Annotated in this window: 17 protein-coding genes; 13 read left to right on the plus strand and 4 right to left on the minus strand. The window is 38.8% G+C overall.

Annotated features, from left to right (window positions below; genetic code table 11):
- Positions 1–28: 28 nt before the first annotated feature.
- Positions 29–1366 carry an FAD-binding oxidoreductase gene (locus tag H4J38_RS05330; protein WP_182130278.1) on the plus strand — a complete coding sequence of 446 codons (1338 nt, stop codon included), beginning with the start codon at positions 29–31 and terminating at the stop codon, positions 1364–1366.
- A gap of 69 nt (positions 1367–1435) precedes the next feature.
- On the opposite strand, the gene H4J38_RS05335 is transcribed toward H4J38_RS05330, so the two are convergent.
- From H4J38_RS05335 to H4J38_RS05345, 3 genes are all read right to left on the minus strand, one after another.
- Positions 1436–2389, minus strand: a complete 954-nt coding sequence (locus H4J38_RS05335; protein ID WP_182130280.1) for an NAD(P)-dependent oxidoreductase — start codon at positions 2387–2389, stop codon at positions 1436–1438.
- 183 nt (positions 2390–2572) lie between these two features.
- Positions 2573–3778: an NnrS family protein gene (locus tag H4J38_RS05340; protein WP_182130282.1), complete on the minus strand. Its 1206-nt coding sequence runs from the start codon at positions 3776–3778 to the stop codon at positions 2573–2575.
- A 107-nt stretch (positions 3779–3885) separates the two neighbouring features.
- A complete protein-coding gene (locus tag H4J38_RS05345) occupies positions 3886–4131 on the minus strand; it encodes a DUF2164 domain-containing protein (protein WP_182130284.1) in 246 nt (81 codons plus the stop codon).
- A gap of 241 nt (positions 4132–4372) precedes the next feature.
- Between H4J38_RS05345 and iscX the strand changes: the two genes are divergently transcribed.
- The 12 genes from iscX (at position 4373) to H4J38_RS05405 (ending at position 18114) form a co-directional block, all read left to right on the plus strand.
- Positions 4373–4573, plus strand: coding sequence for a Fe-S cluster assembly protein IscX (iscX, locus tag H4J38_RS05350; protein WP_182130286.1), 201 nt, complete (start codon positions 4373–4375; stop codon positions 4571–4573).
- A gap of 158 nt (positions 4574–4731) precedes the next feature.
- Positions 4732–6426: an NAD-dependent malic enzyme gene (locus tag H4J38_RS05355; RefSeq protein WP_182130288.1), complete on the plus strand. Its 1695-nt coding sequence runs from the start codon at positions 4732–4734 to the stop codon at positions 6424–6426.
- A gap of 452 nt (positions 6427–6878) precedes the next feature.
- Positions 6879–7310 (plus strand): nucleoside-diphosphate kinase, encoded by a 432-nt coding sequence (gene ndk, locus H4J38_RS05360; protein WP_182130289.1) that lies wholly within the window; start codon positions 6879–6881, stop codon positions 7308–7310.
- Positions 7311–7589: 279 nt separating this feature from the next.
- Entirely contained in the window at positions 7590–8735 is a 1146-nt protein-coding gene (locus H4J38_RS05365) for a bifunctional tRNA (adenosine(37)-C2)-methyltransferase TrmG/ribosomal RNA large subunit methyltransferase RlmN (RefSeq protein WP_182130291.1), read from the plus strand.
- Between the two features lie 42 nt (positions 8736–8777).
- Positions 8778–10118: a type IV pilus biogenesis/stability protein PilW gene (gene pilW / locus H4J38_RS05370; RefSeq protein ID WP_182130293.1), complete on the plus strand. Its 1341-nt coding sequence runs from the start codon at positions 8778–8780 to the stop codon at positions 10116–10118.
- A gap of 12 nt (positions 10119–10130) precedes the next feature.
- On the plus strand, positions 10131–11123 hold the full coding sequence (locus H4J38_RS05375) for a RodZ domain-containing protein (protein WP_182130295.1): 993 nt from the start codon (positions 10131–10133) through the stop codon (positions 11121–11123).
- A 45-nt stretch (positions 11124–11168) separates the two neighbouring features.
- Complete coding sequence (gene ispG, locus H4J38_RS05380) at positions 11169–12287, plus strand: flavodoxin-dependent (E)-4-hydroxy-3-methylbut-2-enyl-diphosphate synthase (RefSeq protein ID WP_182130297.1); 1119 nt, start codon at positions 11169–11171, stop codon at positions 12285–12287.
- A 159-nt stretch (positions 12288–12446) separates the two neighbouring features.
- The gene (gene hisS / locus H4J38_RS05385; RefSeq protein ID WP_182130299.1) at positions 12447–13721 is read left to right on the plus strand and encodes a histidine--tRNA ligase; all 1275 of its coding nucleotides are present in this window, start codon (positions 12447–12449) and stop codon (positions 13719–13721) included.
- 9 nt (positions 13722–13730) lie between these two features.
- The gene (locus H4J38_RS05390; protein WP_182130300.1) at positions 13731–14369 is read left to right on the plus strand and encodes a tetratricopeptide repeat protein; all 639 of its coding nucleotides are present in this window, start codon (positions 13731–13733) and stop codon (positions 14367–14369) included.
- Positions 14370–14383: 14 nt separating this feature from the next.
- A complete protein-coding gene (gene bamB, locus H4J38_RS05395) occupies positions 14384–15592 on the plus strand; it encodes an outer membrane protein assembly factor BamB (protein WP_182130302.1) in 1209 nt (402 codons plus the stop codon).
- A gap of 157 nt (positions 15593–15749) precedes the next feature.
- Complete coding sequence (der, locus tag H4J38_RS05400; protein WP_182130304.1) at positions 15750–17225, plus strand: ribosome biogenesis GTPase Der; 1476 nt, start codon at positions 15750–15752, stop codon at positions 17223–17225.
- A gap of 205 nt (positions 17226–17430) precedes the next feature.
- Positions 17431–18114 carry a flagellar brake protein gene (locus H4J38_RS05405; protein WP_182130306.1) on the plus strand — a complete coding sequence of 228 codons (684 nt, stop codon included), beginning with the start codon at positions 17431–17433 and terminating at the stop codon, positions 18112–18114.
- Here H4J38_RS05405 and xseA read toward each other — a convergent pair.
- Positions 18111–19448 (minus strand): exodeoxyribonuclease VII large subunit, encoded by a 1338-nt coding sequence (gene xseA, locus H4J38_RS05410; RefSeq protein WP_182130309.1) that lies wholly within the window; start codon positions 19446–19448, stop codon positions 18111–18113. The genes H4J38_RS05405 and xseA overlap by 4 nt on opposite strands.
- Positions 19449–19555: the final 107 nt, after the last annotated feature.

Raw genomic sequence — 19555 nt, forward strand, 5'->3', positions numbered from 1 at the left:
AAAATAATATAAATATTTTGGAAGTAAAATGTACGATCCTTTGCATGATTTATCACCGGGCTGTAATGAAGCCTATCCCGAGAGTTATTGGGCTAATGTGTCAGGCATAGCACCTGAACATGATGGCGCCGTTATCGCAGATCTTGATGTTGATGTTGCTATTATTGGTGCAGGATATACCGGTTTATCTTGCGCATTACATTTGGCACGTGAGCATGGTATTAAAGCGCATGTGCTAGAAGCTAACCAAACGGCATGGGGTTGTAGCGGCCGAAATGCTGGTTTTATTTTGAAGTCTTCCGGTCGAAAGTCCTATGGCCAAATGGCTAAACAGTGGGGCGAAGAAGTTATGCGCGGCATTTATCAAGAAATGGCCGCAGGCGTTGAAACCGTTAATTCACTGATTGATGAAGGGATTGACTGTGACAAGCAAAGTGCGGGTTTTATTAAAGTTGCGCATAAACCCAATAAACTCAAAGAATTGGTCGAGTTGGCAAAACTTCAGCAGAAAATGTTTGGCTATGATGTTGAAATTCTTTCGCAAAACCAAGTGCGCGAGCAGTACATGGACGATCGTAATGCCTATGGCGCTATTCGTTATCAAGATGGCTTTGGTTTAAATCCGATGAAGCTTGCTTGGGGCTATCAAAAGTTAGCACGCGAAGCTGGCGTAAAAGTGCATTGTGCATCCCCGGTTACTCACTGGCAATCGCAAGGTAACAAACAAAAGTTGCATACCCCTAACGGCATTGTTAGCGCGCAAAAAGTGGTAATAGCCACCAATGGTTATACCCCCAAAAACTTCCACGCGTTAACTACTGACAGAACATTACCGGTTCTTTCGCAAATTATTGTTACAGAGCCTTTGAGTGAAGCACAAATAGCGGCCTGTAATTTCTTAACCTCAAATGTTGTGATGGATACTCGAGCGCTGAAATATTATTACCGTAAGTTACCCGACAATAGAATATTGTTTGGTGGCAGAGGAGCTATTACTGGCAAAAGTGCTGATGATCCATATTACGCTCAACGTTTACTGTCGGTATTAAAAACTAGTTTCCCAGCGCTGTCCAACATCAAGTATAGCTATGCTTGGTCTGGCTGGATTTGTATGGCCTTGGATGATTTGCCACATATTTACCAAAATGATGAAAAATCAGTATTTTATAGCATGGGATATTGTGGCAGTGGCGTGTCTTTCTCGGTACAGGCAGGAAAGCGTTTAGCTGAAAAAGTGGCAGAAAAACCTGTGCCTAATTTACCACTGTACAATAAAGCGTTACCTAAATTTCCTTTTGCGCCGTTAAGACGGGTAGGGCAATGGGGCTATTTTCACTATGGTAAAATTAAAGACCAGTGGTTTTAAACTAATTGATTTATGGCCAGTGATGCTAAAACCAGTGACTCTAAAATTACTGGTTTTAGCCCAAGGTAATTAATCTACGCGATTAGTGCGCCTGCCTTGCTTAAATGCTGATATATTCCCAGCGACTAAATTAAGTAAGGCTTGCTGTGCCTGTTGACTTGCCCAAGCGATGTGTGCGGTTATTTTTAATTTAGTTGATTGGGCTGCCAAAAGAATATGATCTTTTGGTGGCGGCTCCTGCTCTAATACATCTAAAATGGCACAGGCTAAGTGGTTATTATTTAATGCGGCTAATAAGTCATAATTATTTATTAAAGCGCCTCTTGCAGTATTAATGAGGAGTGCGCTACTTTTCATCATTTTGAATACTGCTTCATTGAATAAATTTTCAGTTTCAGCTGTTTGCGGGCAATGTAAACTAATAATATCGGCTTGAGCAACTACCTGTTCAAAAGCTACTCTACCTTTACGTATGGTCAAAGCATTGGGTCGTTCGGCTACCAATACTTGCATATCAAAAGCGCGGGCAATAGTCGCAACTTTGCTACCTAATACACCATAACCAATAATACCGATTGATTTACCGGTTAATTCATCACTACCTTTACCGTGCATACAAAACGTATCACTAGTTTGCCATTTGCCGTCACGAGTATTGTTGTTGTGATCTTCTACTTGGCTGTAATAGGCCAGCAGTTGAGCAAATACATATTGAGCGACTGAGTTTTTTGCATAACCACTCACATTAGTTACCGCAATGCCAAGCTCGCGAGCGGCGCCAATATCGACATTATTAATCCCTGTAGCAGTGATGCATATTAGCTTCAAATGCGGCAATTTTTTCAGTGTCTTGCTATCAAGCACGACTTTATTGCTCAATATGATTTCATTGTTTTCACTGCGCTGCAACACTTGCTCTGGTGCCGTGGTTGCATGTAAGTCGAGTTTATCAACCACCTGTTTAAGTGTAGATAAGTCGAGAGAAGGGCTAAAGGTTTGATAGTCTAAAAATACTGCGCGCATGGTGCTAACTCAGGATGAAAATTTTCTTAAGTTTAAACCCTTTCTCAATTTGCTGAAACCTCCATTTTGTATAGGGGCGAGATTATATCAATTGATACTTAAAGCAACTCTAATTGATTACACAGATTAAACGCCTAACCTATCAAATATAAAGTTAAAGCGTTTAATTTAATTCAACAACCGCTAACCAGGTTTGCCATCAGCTCGTGCTTTTAATAGCATAGGACTATAAAAACCAATAAATAAACTGAAACTGATAACCCAAAGAAAGCCACTAATATCAATAAATAGCAGGGTTTTTTCTGGCATTATCCAAGGGCCAAAACTACGCAAAAAACTCGCTAGCACTAATGCGGAAAAAGCCAATGACATAAGCTTTGGCGCTTTTAACGCTCTTCCGGTATGCCCCAAAGACACGCGTGAAATCATAGCAAGAATAACACCGCCAATACCACCAACGGTGAGCAAGTGCCAAGCATGGTTAGTTGGGATTTCAGGGATTAAATAACTCAGACCAAGTAATATTAAACCAAAGGCTAAGGCTTTGATGGCAAGGTGCAATGACCATAATAATGGAATACTTAAGGTGATCCAAGGGCGCCATCTGAACCAACGAATAGCTTGAAAAACTCCAGCAATAATTAAAATCAAACCCATATAAAAATTGTTCACGCCAATAGCAGGGTGCAACAGAAGCAGTATGGTGATTAAGGCAAGTGAGCCATTAGAAAGCTTATCAAGCCAAGGGAGTGCTATTATTTTAGCTGTTTGCGTACCATTAGCGGTAAACATGGGTACTACGCGGCCTGTCATTACCGAAATAAGTAAGGTAACTAACATAACACCGGCATAACCCGCATACTGCTTAGAGACTAAACTTGGGTAATATATGCTGGCATGCATTTCTGCATTGGTGAGGGTGAAAATTGCTAATAAAGGCACAAAGAATAAATTACGATATTGTTTAATGGCTAGTATCGGTTTCGCCAATACAACAGCAACAAAAGGTAAAAAAGCTAAATCTATGATTGTAGTTAACTTTATGCCTAATAAATCAGGAAACATTAAGCAAAATCGGCCGATTAACCACAAAAGAAATAAAGCGGCGAGTGCTTTACCTTGCACTCCCGGTAGCCCAGTCCAGTTTTGAACTGCCGTTAAGAGAAAGCCAGCAATGATTGCACTACCAAAACCGAAAATCATTTCGTGAATATGCCACCAGTAACCACCGCCCAAAGGCTGGAAATCTAACACGCCTCGGTAGAGCATTAACCATAATACAATGGTGATAACACTAAATAACGCTCCTCCGAGAAAGAAAGGACGAAAACCTAGTCTCCAAAGTGGCGTTATTTGCTGCTCTTGGTCTAAGTCGGTAATTTGCATCATAGTACAGCCTTTATAGTTCTAGTTGTGATGATGATAAATGAATTAAAAATACTAACGTTGCGATAAATCAAATAATTGCTAGTTATTAAAAAACATATGAATGGCGCTCAAGATACCGGTAATTCTAATTCTACAATTTGTTCTGAAATTAATTCAAGCTTTTCTGCCATTAGTGCTTGGGCATCATATAAACCGCGATTGTAATAAAGCGCACCTAATTCTTTCGTAAAAAAATCAAGTAAAAAATCAGCATCAAAATGTCCTAGTTCTTGCTCTAATTCTTTATGAAAATAGCGTTGTAGTTTGTCAATTAACAAGGATTTTTCGGTACTGGTAAATTTTATCGGTGACATAAATGCATTTTCCTTGCATGACTGATGATCAAATAATTTATTTAATTGCTATTATACTATTCATATGAAAACTTATTTAAGTAATACATTGTGAATAAATCGTCGTTTAAGCAATGGTGGCAAACGGACTGTCAATTTTGTCGTAAATCACGAATGATTATTTTGTGGTTGGCCTTGATGTTAATTGCTGATAGTTTGTGGTTTGGCTTGATTATTCACTAACAAAATAAAAGGTAATACTATGACTTATCGTTGGAGCGACTCACTGGAAATTGCGCTCGATTTAATCGAAGCTCATCCTGATGTAGATCCTATGAAACTGCACTTCCCCGAGTTAATGCAATGGGTGCTAGCGTTAGAGAATTTTGATGATGATCCTAAACATTGTGGTGAACGCGTACTTGAAGCTATTCAGTTAGCTTGGATTTCAGAAACTGATTAACCGCACTTTCATTACTTAACCGTTAAAATAGATAATTAAAACGGTACGATTAAGGGATATCACTTTTCAAAAGGTGATATTTGGCTATAATGCGGACATCATTATTCGTATGATGAATTTTCGCCATTCACTTAATATATAAAGAACAAACTTCAACTATGACATCTGAAAAAAATCAACGTCCATTATATATCCCATACGCGGGTCCTAGTTTACTAGAAACACCATTACTTAATAAAGGCAGTGCGTTTAGCGAAGAAGAGCGCTCACACTTTAATTTAACTGGGTTATTACCGCCACGCTTTGAAACTATCGATGAGCAAGTTGAACGTGCCTACATGCAATACCGTAGTTTTGAAACTAACTTAAATAAACATATATACCTGCGTGCTATTCATGACAACAATGAAACCTTGTTTTTTAAATTGGTGCAAGCTCACTTAGCTGAGATGATGCCGATTATTTACACACCAACCGTTGGTGATGCTTGTGAGCAGTTTTCAGATATTTACCGCAGCTCACGCGGCTTGTTTGTTTCTTACGATCAACGGCATCAGCTTGACGATATTTTACGTAATGCGACAAAAAATAAAGTCAAAGTTATTGTTGTCACCGATGGTGAGCGAATTCTAGGTTTAGGTGATCAAGGCATTGGTGGTATGGGTATTCCGATTGGAAAGCTATCACTTTACACTGCCTGTGGCGGTATTAGCCCAGCTTACACCTTACCAGTGATGCTTGACGTTGGTACTAATAATGAAAAATTATTAAACGATCCCATGTATATGGGCTGGCGTCACCCTCGTATTGAACAAGATAAATACGATGAATTTTTAGAAATGTTTATTAATGCGGTTAAGCGCCGCTGGCCGCACGTTTTATTGCAGTTTGAAGATTTTGCTCAACCCAATGCTACGCCATTGTTAAATCGCTATCGCGACGAAATCTGTTGTTTCAACGACGACATACAAGGCACAGCATCGGTTACGGTAGGTACATTATTAGCTGCATGTCGAACTAAAAAAGTACCATTGTCAGCGCAACGTGTGGCTTTTGTTGGTGCCGGCTCTGCTGGTTGTGGTATTGCCGAACAAATTATCTCACAAATGGTCAGTGAGGGAATTTCAGAGCAACAAGCACGTAGCCAAATATTTATGGTTGACCGTTTTGGTTTATTAACTGAAGGAATGCCGGGATTACGTGATTTTCAAGAGAAACTAATACAACAAAAAACGGCAATAACGTCTTGGAATACACAAGGCGACTATGCTTCTTTACTTGAAGTTATGCATGGTGCTCAACCTACTATTTTAATTGGCGTTTCTGGTGTGCCAGGTTTGTTCACTGAAGCTGTGATTAAAGCGATGAAGTTATACTGCGATTTACCGGTAATATTTCCATTGAGCAACCCTAGTCGCCAAGTAGAAGCAACCCCTGAACAAGTGATTAATTGGACCGAAGGTGAAGTGATTATTGCCACAGGTAGCCCATTTGATCCGGTTGAATATAAAGGTGAAATTTTTCCTATTGCTCAGTGTAACAACAGCTATGTATTCCCAGGAATTGGTTTAGGCGTGATATCAGCAAACATAAACCGCATTACCGATGAAATGTTAATGGCAGCCAGCGCCATGTTAGCGCAAGCCTCACCATTAGCAAATACCGGCATGGGTGAATTGTTACCACCTTTAGTAGCAATTGCTAACTTAAGTAAACAAATAGCTTTTGCTATTGCTAAAATCGCTTTCGATCAAGGATTAGCCTTACCGCTATCAGATGAACAGCTTTTGGAAAATATTGAGCGAAATTTTTGGACACCTCAATACCGTCAATATCGTCGGGTCAGTACTTAGTTAGTGATATAGCATAAGTAGAATAAAATAAAAGAAAGTAAAACGATTGAAAAACGCTCACACTGATGAGCGTTTTTTATTTTCTATACCAGTAACACTTTGTTCGAGAAAAATTTAAGTATCAAGCTTCAGGTGAGAACATCGCTTCTTTGTCTGAGTATATATGGGCAATAGCCTGAGCATTATGTTAACGATTTATATTTATCAAAGTACAAATATTTTGATGAGAAAGACTCGTGATTGCACCGTTTAGTTTCGATGTAAAACTTAGGTATTATCTCTTGTAGGCTTTGGCTAACACAATTTACTTAGTGATAGCCGTTTATGTAGAATAATTTTAGCCCAGTTTATATACGCTAAAAGTGATAACCCTAGGCATTTGCTTTTAATTCGTCTATAATCGCGCCAAAATTTATACCGTATTTAATTCTAATTTTATTGAGAGGGCTATCATGGCTATCGAACGTACTTTTTCTATCGTAAAACCTGATGCAGTTGCTAAAAACTTTATTGGTCAAATCTACAACCGTTTTGAAACTGCTGGTTTAAAAATCGTTGCTTCTAAAATGATTCATTTATCAAAAGAAAAAGCAGAAGGCTTTTACGCTGAGCACAGCGAACGTCCTTTCTTTGGTGCTTTAGTTGAATTCATGACTTCTGGCCCAGTAATGGTACAAGTTTTAGAAGGCGAAAACGCTGTTCTTAAAAACCGTGAAATCATGGGTGCTACTAACCCAGCTGAAGCGCTTGCTGGTACTATTCGTGCTGATCTTGCTGATTCAATTGACGAAAATGCAGCTCACGGTAGCGATGCTTTAGAATCTGCTGCACGTGAAATTGCTTATTTCTTCGCTGACGACGAACTTTGTTCACGTACGCGTTAATTTTAAATATTACATAATAAACTAGCTCATTATTGGGCAGCTTAATGTAGTTTAAAAATTAATTTGAAGGATTTTACTGATTAATCGGTAAAATCCTTTTGTCTATTTTAAGACCATATAAAATTGAGTGTTTTTACCAGAGTGCATACTACTGAGAACATTGACTTTTATTGAGATAGACCGAATATATATTTAATATCGATCCACTAAATTGTTTGTTTTGCACAAAAAGCGTACAATTTATTCTGTAATTTTAGTAGTTTTGAGAAGCTTTTTATCATGAGTGATGTAACCGAAGTAGTAACCCCAGTGAAGAAAAAAATTAACTTACTGAACCTTGATCATAAGGGAATGCGAGAGTATTTTTCTTCAATCGGCGAAAAGCCATTTCGTGCTGACCAAATTATGAAGTGGATGTACCATTTCGGCTATGATGATTTTGAGTTGATGACCAACATAAATAAAAAATTACGTGAAAAATTGCAACGTGATACCGAAATCAAAGCACCTGAAATATCTGAAAAGCAGGTATCAAGCGATGGCACAATAAAATATGCCTTAAGCCTAGAAGGCGGTCAAGAGATTGAAACGGTTTGGATCCCTGAAAATGGCCGTGCAACACTTTGTGTTTCTTCACAAGTGGGTTGTGCACTGGAATGTACTTTTTGCTCAACAGCGCAGCAAGGCTTTAACCGTAACCTTTCAATGGCAGAAATTATTGGTCAAGTATGGCGAGTAGCTAATGATATTGGTGCAACACGCATTGCAGGCACACGTCCTATCACTAACATTGTGATGATGGGTATGGGTGAGCCACTGCTTAATATGAAAAATTTGATCCCAGCCTTAGATACCATGCTAAATGATTTGGGCTACGGTTTATCGAAACGTCGTGTCACGGTAAGTACCTCAGGCGTGGTACCAGCCTTAGATATGTTAAAAGAAAAAATTGATTGTGCCTTAGCGATATCTATTCATGCAGGTAATAATACGTTACGTGACGAATTAGTACCGATTAACAAAAAGTACCCATTGGAAGAATTTATTGCGGCTGCGGGTCGTTATATTGATGGTTCAAAAGCCAATAAGCAGGCAACAATCGAATATGTAATGCTGGATCATGTTAACGATAGCACGGATCAGGCACATGAATTAGCACATGCTTTGAAAGACTTACCGAGTAAAATTAATCTTATTCCATTTAATCCTTACCCTGGTTCTCCGTATAAACGTTCAAGTAATTCACGCATTGATCGCTTCGATAAAGTACTGCAAACCTACGGTTTGACAGTGATCACGCGTCGAACACGTGGTGACGATATTGACGCTGCATGTGGACAATTAGCGGGTGAAGTTCTAGATAGAACCAAGCGGACAGGAAAAAAAGAGGTGAAAGCTGAGTCAATTTCAGTAAAGATGGTTTAATTACTCTTAAATCATTACTTACTAAGTGACAGCTCTTTAATTATGAAAAAATTATTACCGTTTTTTATCGCGTTGCTAACGACAAGTACATTAACGGCTTGTGTGACGCAAAATTATGGCAATGATAAAGACACGCCGTTAATTGAAAATGAATCTAGTAAAAATGAAATAGCCATGACCCGGATCTCGCTCGGGTTAGGTTATTTAAAAATGGGCAATACTCAGCAGGCCAAACTAAATTTAGAAAAAGCGAAACGTTTTTCACCTAATTTGGTTCAAGTTTATACCGCTTTTGCTCACTACTACGACACGGTAGGTGAGCCTGATTTAGCAACCCAAGCCTACGAACATGCGCTGAGCATTGACGACCAAGATGCCGACACCTTGAATAACTATGGTGTGTTTTTGTGTCGCCATGAAAAATACGCAGCTGCTGAAAAACAAATGCTCAAAGCAATAGCAATTCCAAGCTATATTTTAGTGGCACAAAGCTACGAAAATTTAGCCTTTTGCCAATTAAAAGCTAAACAGTTTGATAAAGCACAAACATACCTCGAAAAGGCGATTGCTCATAGCCCTAACCGAGCAAGTTCGTTGTTACAAATGATGCGTTTACAATATGCAAAAAGTGATTATAAGTTAGCGCAAACTTACCTGTACCGTTATGAGAAATCAACACGCAGATTCAGTGCAGATGCTTTAGCTTTAGCCTTTAAAATTTTTGAAAAGCAAGGTAACAAAAGTATTTCGTCGAACTATGGCAATATGTTAGTTAAAATGTTTCCAAACTCTTTTGAAGCTAAACAATATATTTTAAATGAACTTTATCAGATTGATGCAGACAAACTAGCTGAAGACTACCGAGCTTCGCTTACAGGCGAAAGCAGTAAAAAAAGTAAAAAGCGTGTTGTGGTATTGTCGCCTAGAAAAGCACCTACTGCTACAAAAGCAAGCTTAAGTCAAAATGGTTTAAAGCCTATTATGGCTAATTCTGTTATGCCAACCACTGAGCAAGAAGCAGAGTCGAAAGCAAAAGAATCAAACACTGACGATCAGCATAGTGCGCTTGATAAAAATATTGAGCCAGTTGAAGTCACAGAAAAACCGGTAACAAAGCTGGCAGTTCAAGCGCAAATCAGCGAAGAAATAAAGCCTGAAAAAATGGTTTCAAAAGTAGTTGTTAAACAAGAAGACAATCGAACACCTATGGTGTCGTTACCCATACATGTTGTGGTAAAAGGCGATAGTCTGTTTGCTGTTTCTAAGCAATACAATATTGTGATGAAAAGTTTAGAACGTTGGAATAAATTACGCCGTCCCTATCTTTTAAAAATTGGTGATGTTCTCTATCTCGCCGATCCAAAATCAGCGACTAAACGTTAAGAGAAACGCTTGATGAAGCAAGAGTTTAAAACATTGAAAAGTGAACCTGATAACTCGGCAGAAATTGCTGACGAAATCGACGTAGTGGTCGGGCCTGGACGTATGCTCAAAGAAGCGCGAGAAATATGTGGATTAAGTGAACAGCAAGTGGCTGATAAACTTAATTTTAGAACACGTTTAGTACAAGATATTGAAGTAGACATATTTAATCGTGATTTACCTGAGGCTTTTAATCGTGGTTATCTTAAAAATTACGCCAAGTTGGTTAACATTTCAGAAGGTGCTGTTTTAAATAGTTATGACCAATTAGCTGAAGTGCAAAGCCAATGTGCCGGCATGCAAAGTTTTTCTAAAGGTACTGAGAAACAAGCCGAACATAATCTGCTGATGTGGATCACTTATCTCATTTTGGCAATATTAGTTACAGCAACCGTAGTTTGGTGGTTTCAATCGCCCTCCGAACAACCTGCGCCGATAGTGGTAGATACTACTGAGATGTCAGCGGTAGAAAATAGTACTACTGAGCAAGCTAATTTATCTAATGAAAACAGTCTAAAAAATTTAAACACTGAGCCAAATGCTGAATCAGAGGATAGTTTAGCTAGTGTGATTAAAAATGAAGAAAATGCCAATGTAGATAACATTAATAAAGCAGCAACGCTTTATGCAGAAAACATTTCATCAAGCCGTGATTTAAGTAATGCTCAGGTAACCTTAACGAATGATAACACTGTTGATGAAAGCGCATTATCTGCGTTGAATGCTGATGTTGTTTTTACTTTTTCTGGCGATTGTTGGGTTAATATATTTGACGCTACAGGGGAGCGAATTGCTTGGGGTGTGAAAAAGTCTGGCTATATTATGCGAATTTCTGGACAAGCACCTTTTTCTATTACTTTAGGAAAACCAGAATTAGTACAAATAGATTACAATGACCTACCGGTCGATATGACTGCATTTAATGCCGGTAATATTGCCAAGTTTTCATTACCATTAGTGCCTTAATACGGTAAAATTTGTTTAATTAACGTAAAATATTGAAGTTTTATTATGTTTAAAGAATCTCCTATTATTCGTCGAAAGTCCCGCCAAATTATGGTTGGCAATGTTCCCGTGGGTGGCGATGCACCTATTACCGTGCAGTCAATGACCAACACGCTCACCACTGATGTTGCTGCAACGGTTGCACAAATTAACGCACTTGAAGCCGTTGGCGCTGATATTGTACGTGTGAGTGTACCTACGATGGACGCGGCTGAAGCATTTCGTGAAATAAAGCTGCAAACTAATATTCCGTTAGTTGCCGATATTCATTTTGATTATCGTATTGCCTTAAAAGTTGCGGAATATGGCGTTGACTGTTTGCGCATTAACCCGGGCAATATTGGCCGTGAAGACAGAGTTCGCTCTGTTGTTGAGTGTGCTCGTGATAATAACATTCCTATACGAATAGGCGTTAACGGCGGTTCGTTAGAAAAAGATATTCAAGAAAAGTATTCAGAGCCAACGCCAGAAGCACTGTTAGAGTCAGCCATGCGCCATGTGGATATTCTTGACCGCTTAAACTTTCATCAGTTTAAAGTTAGTGTAAAAGCCTCGGATGTTTTTCTTGCCGTTGGTGCTTATCGCTTATTAGCGAAACAAATAGATAACCCTTTGCATTTAGGTATTACAGAAGCCGGTGGTTTGCGCTCAGGCTCTGTTAAATCCTCAGTAGGGCTAGGATTATTGCTTGCTGAAGGCATTGGCGATACTTTGAGAGTTTCACTAGCGGCTGACCCTATTGAAGAAATTAAAGTCGGTTATGATATTTTAAAATCATTAAAGCTGCGCAGTCGTGGCATTAATTTTATTGCTTGCCCAAGTTGTTCGCGTCAAGAGTTCGATGTTATTTCAACGGTAAATGCTTTAGAACAACGTGTTGAAGATATTATGACGCCCATGGATGTGTCAATTATTGGTTGTATTGTTAACGGGCCAGGTGAAGCGTTAATTTCTGATTTAGGGTTAACGGGCAGTAGTAAAAAAAGTGGCTATTACCTTGATGGCATCCGTCAAAAAGAGCGCTTTGATAATAATAATTTGGTTGACCAACTGGAACAACGCATTCGTGCAAAAGCTAAAATGCTCGATGCGAGTTATAAAATAGCGATACAAGAAGTCGATTAATAATAGTTAATTAATTCCTCTATTGCGCTGTTATTTACGTTTGACAGTAAACTGCCTATACTATGCGCGCGATAAATATATGTGCGTGCGATAAAATATTCTTTGTATAAGCCAATGAATAAATAATTGAACAAATAAACACTAGCGAGAAAATGATACGTGAGTAAAGCACTTCAAGCAATTAGAGGTATGAACGACTGTTTACCATCTGAAACAGGCGTTTGGCAAATGGTAGAATCAGTATTACGCCGAGTTGCCAGTAATTATGGTTTTGCTGAAATACGTATGCCAATTGTCGAATCTACGGCACTATTTAAACGCTCTATTGGTGAAGTCACCGATATTGTAGAAAAGGAAATGTATACTTTTGATGATCGTAATGGCGACAGTTTAACATTACGTCCAGAAGGTACAGCAAGTTGCGTGCGTGCTGGTAATCAACATGGATTACTGTATAACCAAGAGCAACGCTTATGGTATATGGGGCCTATGTTTCGTCATGAGCGTCCGCAAAAAGGTCGCTATCGTCAATTTCATCAATTTGGCCTAGAAGCCTTTGGTATCGCAACACCGGATATTGACGCTGAAATTATTATGTTAACTTCTCGACTTTGGCGGGAACTTGGCATTAATGAATTTGTCACACTAGAACTAAATTCTTTAGGTTCGAATGAAGAGCGCGGAAAATATCGTGATGCGTTAGTGATATTCTTAGCTGAAAAAGAACATCTTTTAGATGAAGATAGCAAGCGACGCATGCACACCAATCCATTGCGCGTACTGGACAGTAAAAATCCAGAGGTACAAGCCGCATTGGTTGGCGCACCTAAATTAGCGGATTATTTTGGTGAAGAATCAAGTACACATTTTGCTTCGGTTTGTCAGCGCTTAGACGCTGCCGGTATCAAGTATGTGATTAATGATCGTTTAGTACGCGGTTTAGATTATTATAATCGCACCGTTTTTGAATGGGTGACATCTAGCTTAGGTGCCCAAGGTACTATTTGTGCTGGTGGTCGCTATGATGGGTTAGTTGAACAACTTGGTGGTAAATCTACACCAGGGTTTGGCTTTGCTTTAGGCATTGAACGTTTAGTGTTAATGCTGACCAGTTTAGAAAAAGCCAATAATATTAGAGCACAAGTGGACGCTTACGTTATTATGCTGGGCAATGACGTTGAAATCACGGGCAATGGCCTTGCAGAACAATGGCGAGATCAAGTGCCAGATATTCGCTTACAATGTCACTGTGGTGGTGGCAATATGAAAAAACAAATGAAGCGTGCGGATAAGTCGGGTGCCCAAATAGCATTGATTCTTGGTGAAGATGAAATAGCTCAACAGACGGTAACCGTAAAATATTTGCGCGGACAACAAGAACAACAAAGTTTGCCACTTGAGCAAGTGCCAAGTCTTTTAACAAATTTACTTTAAGGGTTAGTTTTGGATATCAATCAAACAGAAGAACAACAAGTCGAATCAATCAAAAGATTTTGGAGTGATAATGGTAATGCCATCATTGCAGGTTTAGCTATTGGTTTTGCCGGATTTATTGGTCTTAATTATTATAACGACCATAAATTGCAACAAGAGTTAAATACCTCAGAAGCCTATCAAACGATGATCGAAGCTGCGGCTGAAGATAGCGTTGCTTTTGAAACAGCAGGTAAAGCTTTTATTGCTGAAAATGACGCCTCTAGTTATACCATGTTAACGGCTATTGCTTTAGCAAAAGAAGCCGCTGAAAAGCAAGATTGGGTAAAAGCCGAAACGTATTTGACTACGGCAATTGAGAAATCAGTTGATGATGGCATTAAAGCAATTGCTATCGTGCGCTTAGCGCGTGTGCAATTACAATTAGAAAAATATGAACAGGCTTTAGTGACATTAACGCCAAAACTACCGGCTTCATTTAACGCTAGCGTTGAAGAAATTAAAGGTGATATATACTTTACACAAGGTAAAACGGAGTTAGCCCGTAATGCATATCAAGCAGCAATTGATGGTGCTACAGAAGGCACTAATCCTGCATTACAAATGAAATTAGATAACCTAGCGCAAGTTATTAACTTAAGCAAATAGAGAGTGGTATAAGCATGTTTATGAGTAAACGCTTTAACAAAAATCTCCTTGCTATGTGTTTTCTAGCGGTGGGGATTTCTGCGTGTTCATCAACAGATGATGAAGATGATGAACTGAGAGTTGCGGATTTAACCGAAATTAAAGCCCTATTTACACCTGTTGTTAAATGGGATGCAAGTGTTGGTAATGGTGTGGGAGGTTACTTCTCTCGTATTCAGCCAGTTGTTGCGTACGGAAAAGTATTTAGTGCAAGTCGTGACGGTGAAGCTTACGCATTTGATGAGAAAACCGGTGAACAAGTTTGGCATGCTGACTTAAGTGACATTGATAAAAAGCTTGGTTTTTTCGATAAGAAAGAACCTGCTTTAATTAGTGGTGGTGCTGTTGCTGGTATTAATAAAGTGTTTTTCGGTAGTGAGAATGGTGATGTTATTGCCCTCGAAGCTGAAAGTGGCAAGGTATCATGGCAAGGAAAAGTTAAAGGTGAAGTGATTGCTGCACCCGCGCTCGATTCTGGCAAACTAGTGGTTAATACTGCTTCTGGTGTTATGAAGGCTTTTAATGCTTCAAATGGCCAAGACGATTGGCAAATTGAACAAGATGTTCCACCACTTACCTTGCGTGGAATTAGTGCGCCAGTAATTGCTGGCGGTGGTGTTATTGTTGGTTCAGCTGACGGCTCTTTGGCTGTTTATTTGCTAGAACAAGGACGCCAAGGCTGGACAGTAGACATCGGCGAAGCGACAGGGTCGACCGAATTAGAACGAGTAATTGATGTTGACTCAACGCCATTAGTATACGGTGATAACATTTATACCGTGTCTTCTCGCGGTAATTTAAGTGCGGTTGAATTACGTACGGGTCGATTGTTATGGCAACGCCAATATTCATCTTATCGTGAAATATCTATTAGTGGTAATAGCTTGTTCTTAACGGATGTTAAAGGACATATCTATGCTGTCGATCGTAATAATGGCTTAGAGCTTTGGAGCCAATTATCGTTTACAAATCGTGGTTTAACCGGGCCTGCTCCTATGGGTAGCTATGTTGTGGTTGGTGATTTTGAAGGTTACCTGCATTGGTTAGATCAAGCAACGGGTGAAATTGTTGCTCGTCATCATGTCGATAGTAGCGGTATTCACGCAACACCGACAGTTGATAATAACGTTTTGTACAGTCAAGCACGTAATGGTGACTTAGAAGCGATTACCATTCCAAAATAAGTTATTCGACTAACTGGCAAATAATTAGTGGCTAGTTGAATATGTAGACTAAAATTATAAACGGCTCCAATGTAAAGTGCATTGGAGCCGTTGTTTATTAATAAAACTGATATAATTGTTAAATTATATTAAGTATAAAGAGAGATTTGAGGTGAAAATGCTTCCTGTAGTAGCACTTGTTGGGCGACCTAATGTCGGAAAATCAACATTATTTAATAGATTAACACGCAGTCGAGACGCGTTAGTTGCCGACTATCCAGGATTAACTCGTGATCGACAATATGGTAAAGCGGAAGTTGAAGAGCATCCTTTTATTGTTATTGATACCGGTGGTATTGAAGGTAACGAGAAAGGTATTGATGCCCTGATGGCAGAGCAATCACTGATTGCCATTGATGAAGCTGATGCCGTGCTATTTATGGTTGATGCCAGAGCGGGTTTAACTTCTGCTGACCAAGGCATTGCCAGCCATTTACGTAAACAAGACAAAAAAGTATTTTTAGTTGCCAATAAAGTTGATGGTATTGATGCTGACTCTGCAGTTGCCGACTTTTATTCTCTTGGCTTAGGCGATGCTGTACATCAAATTGCAGCGGCACATGGCCGTGGTGTTACGCAACTACTCACCTTGGCACTAACGCCTCATATAGAAGAACTTGGTCGACCCAAAGCACAAGAAAATGATGAATTCGATGGTGAGTATGATGAAACCATAGATCATGAAGCGTTAGACCAAAAAAATATTGATGACGCCCCTGAAGAAACTGACACCATTAAGTTAGCTATTATTGGTAAGCCTAACGTTGGTAAATCAACGTTAACTAACCGTATTTTGGGTGAAGATAGAGTTGTGGTATTCGACATGCCAGGTACAACACGTGACAGCGTTTATATTCCAATGGAACATAATGGCCGACCGTATACCTTAATTGATACTGCAGGTATTCGTCGCCGTAAAAATGTTACTGATATAGTAGAGAAGTTTTCTGTTATTAAAACGTTACGTGCGATTGAAGATGCTAACGTTTGTTTATTAATTATTGATGCGCAAGAGGGTATTAGTGATCAAGATTTAAGTCTGCTTGGTTTTATTCTCGAGGCTGGTCGCTCTTTAGTATTAGCGGTAAATAAATGGGATGGTTTAGATGATCATGTTAAAGATCGTATTAAATCTGAATTAGATCGTCGTTTAGGTTTTATCGATTTTGCCCGTATTCATTTTATATCGGCGTTGCACGGCACAGGAGTTGGTCATTTATACGAATCAGTTGAAGAAGCTTTTGTTTCAGCGACTAAGCGTATTTCTACTTCTATGGTGACTAAGATTTTAGATATGGCGGTGTTCGATCATCAACCCCCTATGCATCATGGCCGCCGTATTAAACTTAAATATGCTCATGCGGGTGGTTATAATCCACCTATTATCGTTATCCACGGTAATTTAGCGAAAAACTTACCACTTTCTTACAAGCGTTATTTAATGAACTACTACCGTAAATCGTTAAAAATTATGGGTACGCCAATTAGAATTGAGTTTAGAGAAACCTCTAACCCGTTTGCTGGTAAGAAAAAGCTAACTTATACTGAGCAAAAGAAAATGGCTCGTGCTACTCAAGGTTATAAGAAAGATTAAATTGTAAATATGTAACCACATTTTAGTTTCAGACATATCATGATGAAAAGCTGATTATAAAATCAGCTTTTTTTATGAAAAATTTCACGCATAATAGCGATAAACTTTATTGCTTTAGCAGTAATATTCCGCTAATGTAAAATTTCTAAACAACTTATTTAATTGTATTATTTTGTTTCACTGAGGCCGAACCTTTAGGAAATTTATGCCTGATAATTCTACAAGAATGGAAACGGAAGGGCGGTTAAATAACAATTTAGCGTTATTGCACCCGGGTTCTGTGGTGACATTAGATATGACGACTCCCGCAGGGCAACGCGGTAAGTTCCGTTCAACTTTTATTGGCTATCTGAAAAAAAATTACGTTTTAGTGCAATATCCTGACAGTTCAAAAATAGGCAGTTTTGCAAAATATATTGCGCCTGGTATGGGCGTTACAGTACGTGGATTAATTGAAGGTCATGAAGGTGCTGTAGTAGCCTTTGTTTCTAATGTTAAGCAATCAATCCAAATTCCATCACGCATTTTAGTACTTGAATTTCCTCGTGAAGTCAGTTTACAAAATTTACGTGCCTCAATGCGTATCGAAACGCATATTAAAGCTAAAACTAAGATAAAAGATGAGTATTGGTCTTCAGTAATATCTGATATTTCTGTCTCTGGTTGTAAGCTGATGATTAATAATGGCGAAAAGCTGACATTAAATGATGATAAGCCAGTAGAAATAATTATCGAAGATTTTCAAAGTTTAAAAAATCTTAAGTTAGAAGCAGAAATTTGTAACAGTAAAATTCAAACAGGTGGCGTGATGCTAGGGGTTAAGTTTAGTGAATCATGTAAAACTGAAGTCACTAAACTATTACAAGAAGCTGTTATTATACCTGGCTAACTAGCTTGTACTGTTATAACTTTCGCCTTGATTATACCATCTGAAACTTCCACCTTAATATTATTCTCGATATTTATATCCTTAATACTTTTAATCATTTGCCCTTGTTCATCACGGGTTATACTGTAACCGCGCGCAATCGTTGCTAGCGGACTCACCATATGAAGTTGTTCGCATTGATGCGCAAAATTTTCTTGTTTAGTTATTAATAAACGCTGTTGTGCGCTAATAAGTTTTGCCTTGAAAACAATTGATTGCTGTAGGTTTTGCTTTATTTGGTTTAACGGTGAGGCATTGAGCAGCCGTTGTTCGAGATATTTAGGTTTATGCTGAAGTTGGCTTAACGCTCGGGTAATAAACCTTTGTAAACGAATGCTAAGCTCATCAGACTTTTGCTGCTTATTTTGTAACTGCTGTTCAGGATGTACTTGGCTCAACCTATGGTTCAAACTGGTTAATGTGTGAGTAGAGCTTTTTAACTGTTGCTTAAGCGCCCAGTGCGCCCGGTAGAGTAGTTCTGCGACTTTATTGATACGTTCATCTACATCAGCAGAAACCATTTCAGCAGCCGCTGATGGGGTAGGGGCTCTTAAGTCGGCAACATAGTCAGATAACGTGGTATCAATCTCATGTCCAACAGCACTTATGGTTGGTAAAGTAGATTGGAAAATAGCCCGGGCAACTATTTCTTCATTAAATGCCCATAAATCTTCCAGTGACCCACCGCCGCGACCTATTAATAATACGTCAACTTCATTGCGTTGATTAGCCATAGCTATGGCACGAGCAATATCATATTTAGCTTGTTCACCTTGTACTAATACCGGGTAAATAACTACCTTTAATAAAGGATTTCTGCGCTTTAATACTGTGATGATATCTTTTACCGCAGCGCCGGTAGGGGAAGTTATAATGCCAACCGTTTGAATTAATTTAGGTATAGCTTGTTTGTGATGAAGCTCGAATAAGCCTTCGCTGTGTAGCTTGTCTTTTAATAATTGATATTGCTGGCGTAATAGTCCTTCACCGGCTGATTCCATTTGTTCGATAATCAGTTGGAAATCGCCTCGAGGTTCATATAACGAAACTTTAGCTCGTACCAAAACTTGTTGGCCATTTTGAGGCTTTATTCTTACCCGACGATTATTACCTTTGAACATGGCGCAACGTACTTGTGACTTTTGATCTTTTAGTGATAAATACCAATGCCCAGAGCTTGCGGCGATAAAATTGGATATTTCTCCACATAACCAGACCGTATTTAACTCACTTTCTAAGATAAAACGTACTTTTTTAGTGAGTTCACTTACTTGTAGAATATGCTGTTGAGCCATAAATGCTTTACTTTTTCAGTTGTTAAGAGGTAATAAAGGAGTAATTGCCCAGTATTATATATTTGTTTAAACAGTCATCGACAGTTTATTTTCGTTTAATTGCAATT

The organism is Colwellia sp. BRX10-3 (assembly GCF_014077505.1).
Classification (GTDB): domain Bacteria; phylum Pseudomonadota; class Gammaproteobacteria; order Enterobacterales; family Alteromonadaceae; genus Cognaticolwellia.

What these genes read in the sequence shown, in the direction of transcription:
- H4J38_RS05330 (WP_182130278.1), top strand. Translation starts at nt 29, where the DNA reads ATGTACGATCCTTTGCATGATTTATCACCGGGCTGTAATGAAGCCTAT.
- H4J38_RS05335 (WP_182130280.1), bottom strand. Translation starts at nt 2,389, where the DNA reads ATGCGCGCAGTATTTTTAGACTATCAAACCTTTAGCCCTTCTCTCGAC.
- H4J38_RS05340 (WP_182130282.1), bottom strand. Translation starts at nt 3,778, where the DNA reads ATGATGCAAATTACCGACTTAGACCAAGAGCAGCAAATAACGCCACTT.
- H4J38_RS05345 (WP_182130284.1), bottom strand. Translation starts at nt 4,131, where the DNA reads ATGTCACCGATAAAATTTACCAGTACCGAAAAATCCTTGTTAATTGAC.
- iscX (WP_182130286.1), top strand. Translation starts at nt 4,373, where the DNA reads ATGACTTATCGTTGGAGCGACTCACTGGAAATTGCGCTCGATTTAATC.
- H4J38_RS05355 (WP_182130288.1), top strand. Translation starts at nt 4,732, where the DNA reads ATGACATCTGAAAAAAATCAACGTCCATTATATATCCCATACGCGGGT.
- ndk (WP_182130289.1), top strand. Translation starts at nt 6,879, where the DNA reads ATGGCTATCGAACGTACTTTTTCTATCGTAAAACCTGATGCAGTTGCT.
- H4J38_RS05365 (WP_182130291.1), top strand. Translation starts at nt 7,590, where the DNA reads ATGAGTGATGTAACCGAAGTAGTAACCCCAGTGAAGAAAAAAATTAAC.
- pilW (WP_182130293.1), top strand. Translation starts at nt 8,778, where the DNA reads ATGAAAAAATTATTACCGTTTTTTATCGCGTTGCTAACGACAAGTACA.
- H4J38_RS05375 (WP_182130295.1), top strand. Translation starts at nt 10,131, where the DNA reads ATGAAGCAAGAGTTTAAAACATTGAAAAGTGAACCTGATAACTCGGCA.
- ispG (WP_182130297.1), top strand. Translation starts at nt 11,169, where the DNA reads ATGTTTAAAGAATCTCCTATTATTCGTCGAAAGTCCCGCCAAATTATG.
- bamB (WP_182130302.1), top strand. Translation starts at nt 14,384, where the DNA reads ATGTTTATGAGTAAACGCTTTAACAAAAATCTCCTTGCTATGTGTTTT.
- der (WP_182130304.1), top strand. Translation starts at nt 15,750, where the DNA reads ATGCTTCCTGTAGTAGCACTTGTTGGGCGACCTAATGTCGGAAAATCA.
- H4J38_RS05405 (WP_182130306.1), top strand. Translation starts at nt 17,431, where the DNA reads ATGCCTGATAATTCTACAAGAATGGAAACGGAAGGGCGGTTAAATAAC.
- xseA (WP_182130309.1), bottom strand. Translation starts at nt 19,448, where the DNA reads ATGGCTCAACAGCATATTCTACAAGTAAGTGAACTCACTAAAAAAGTA.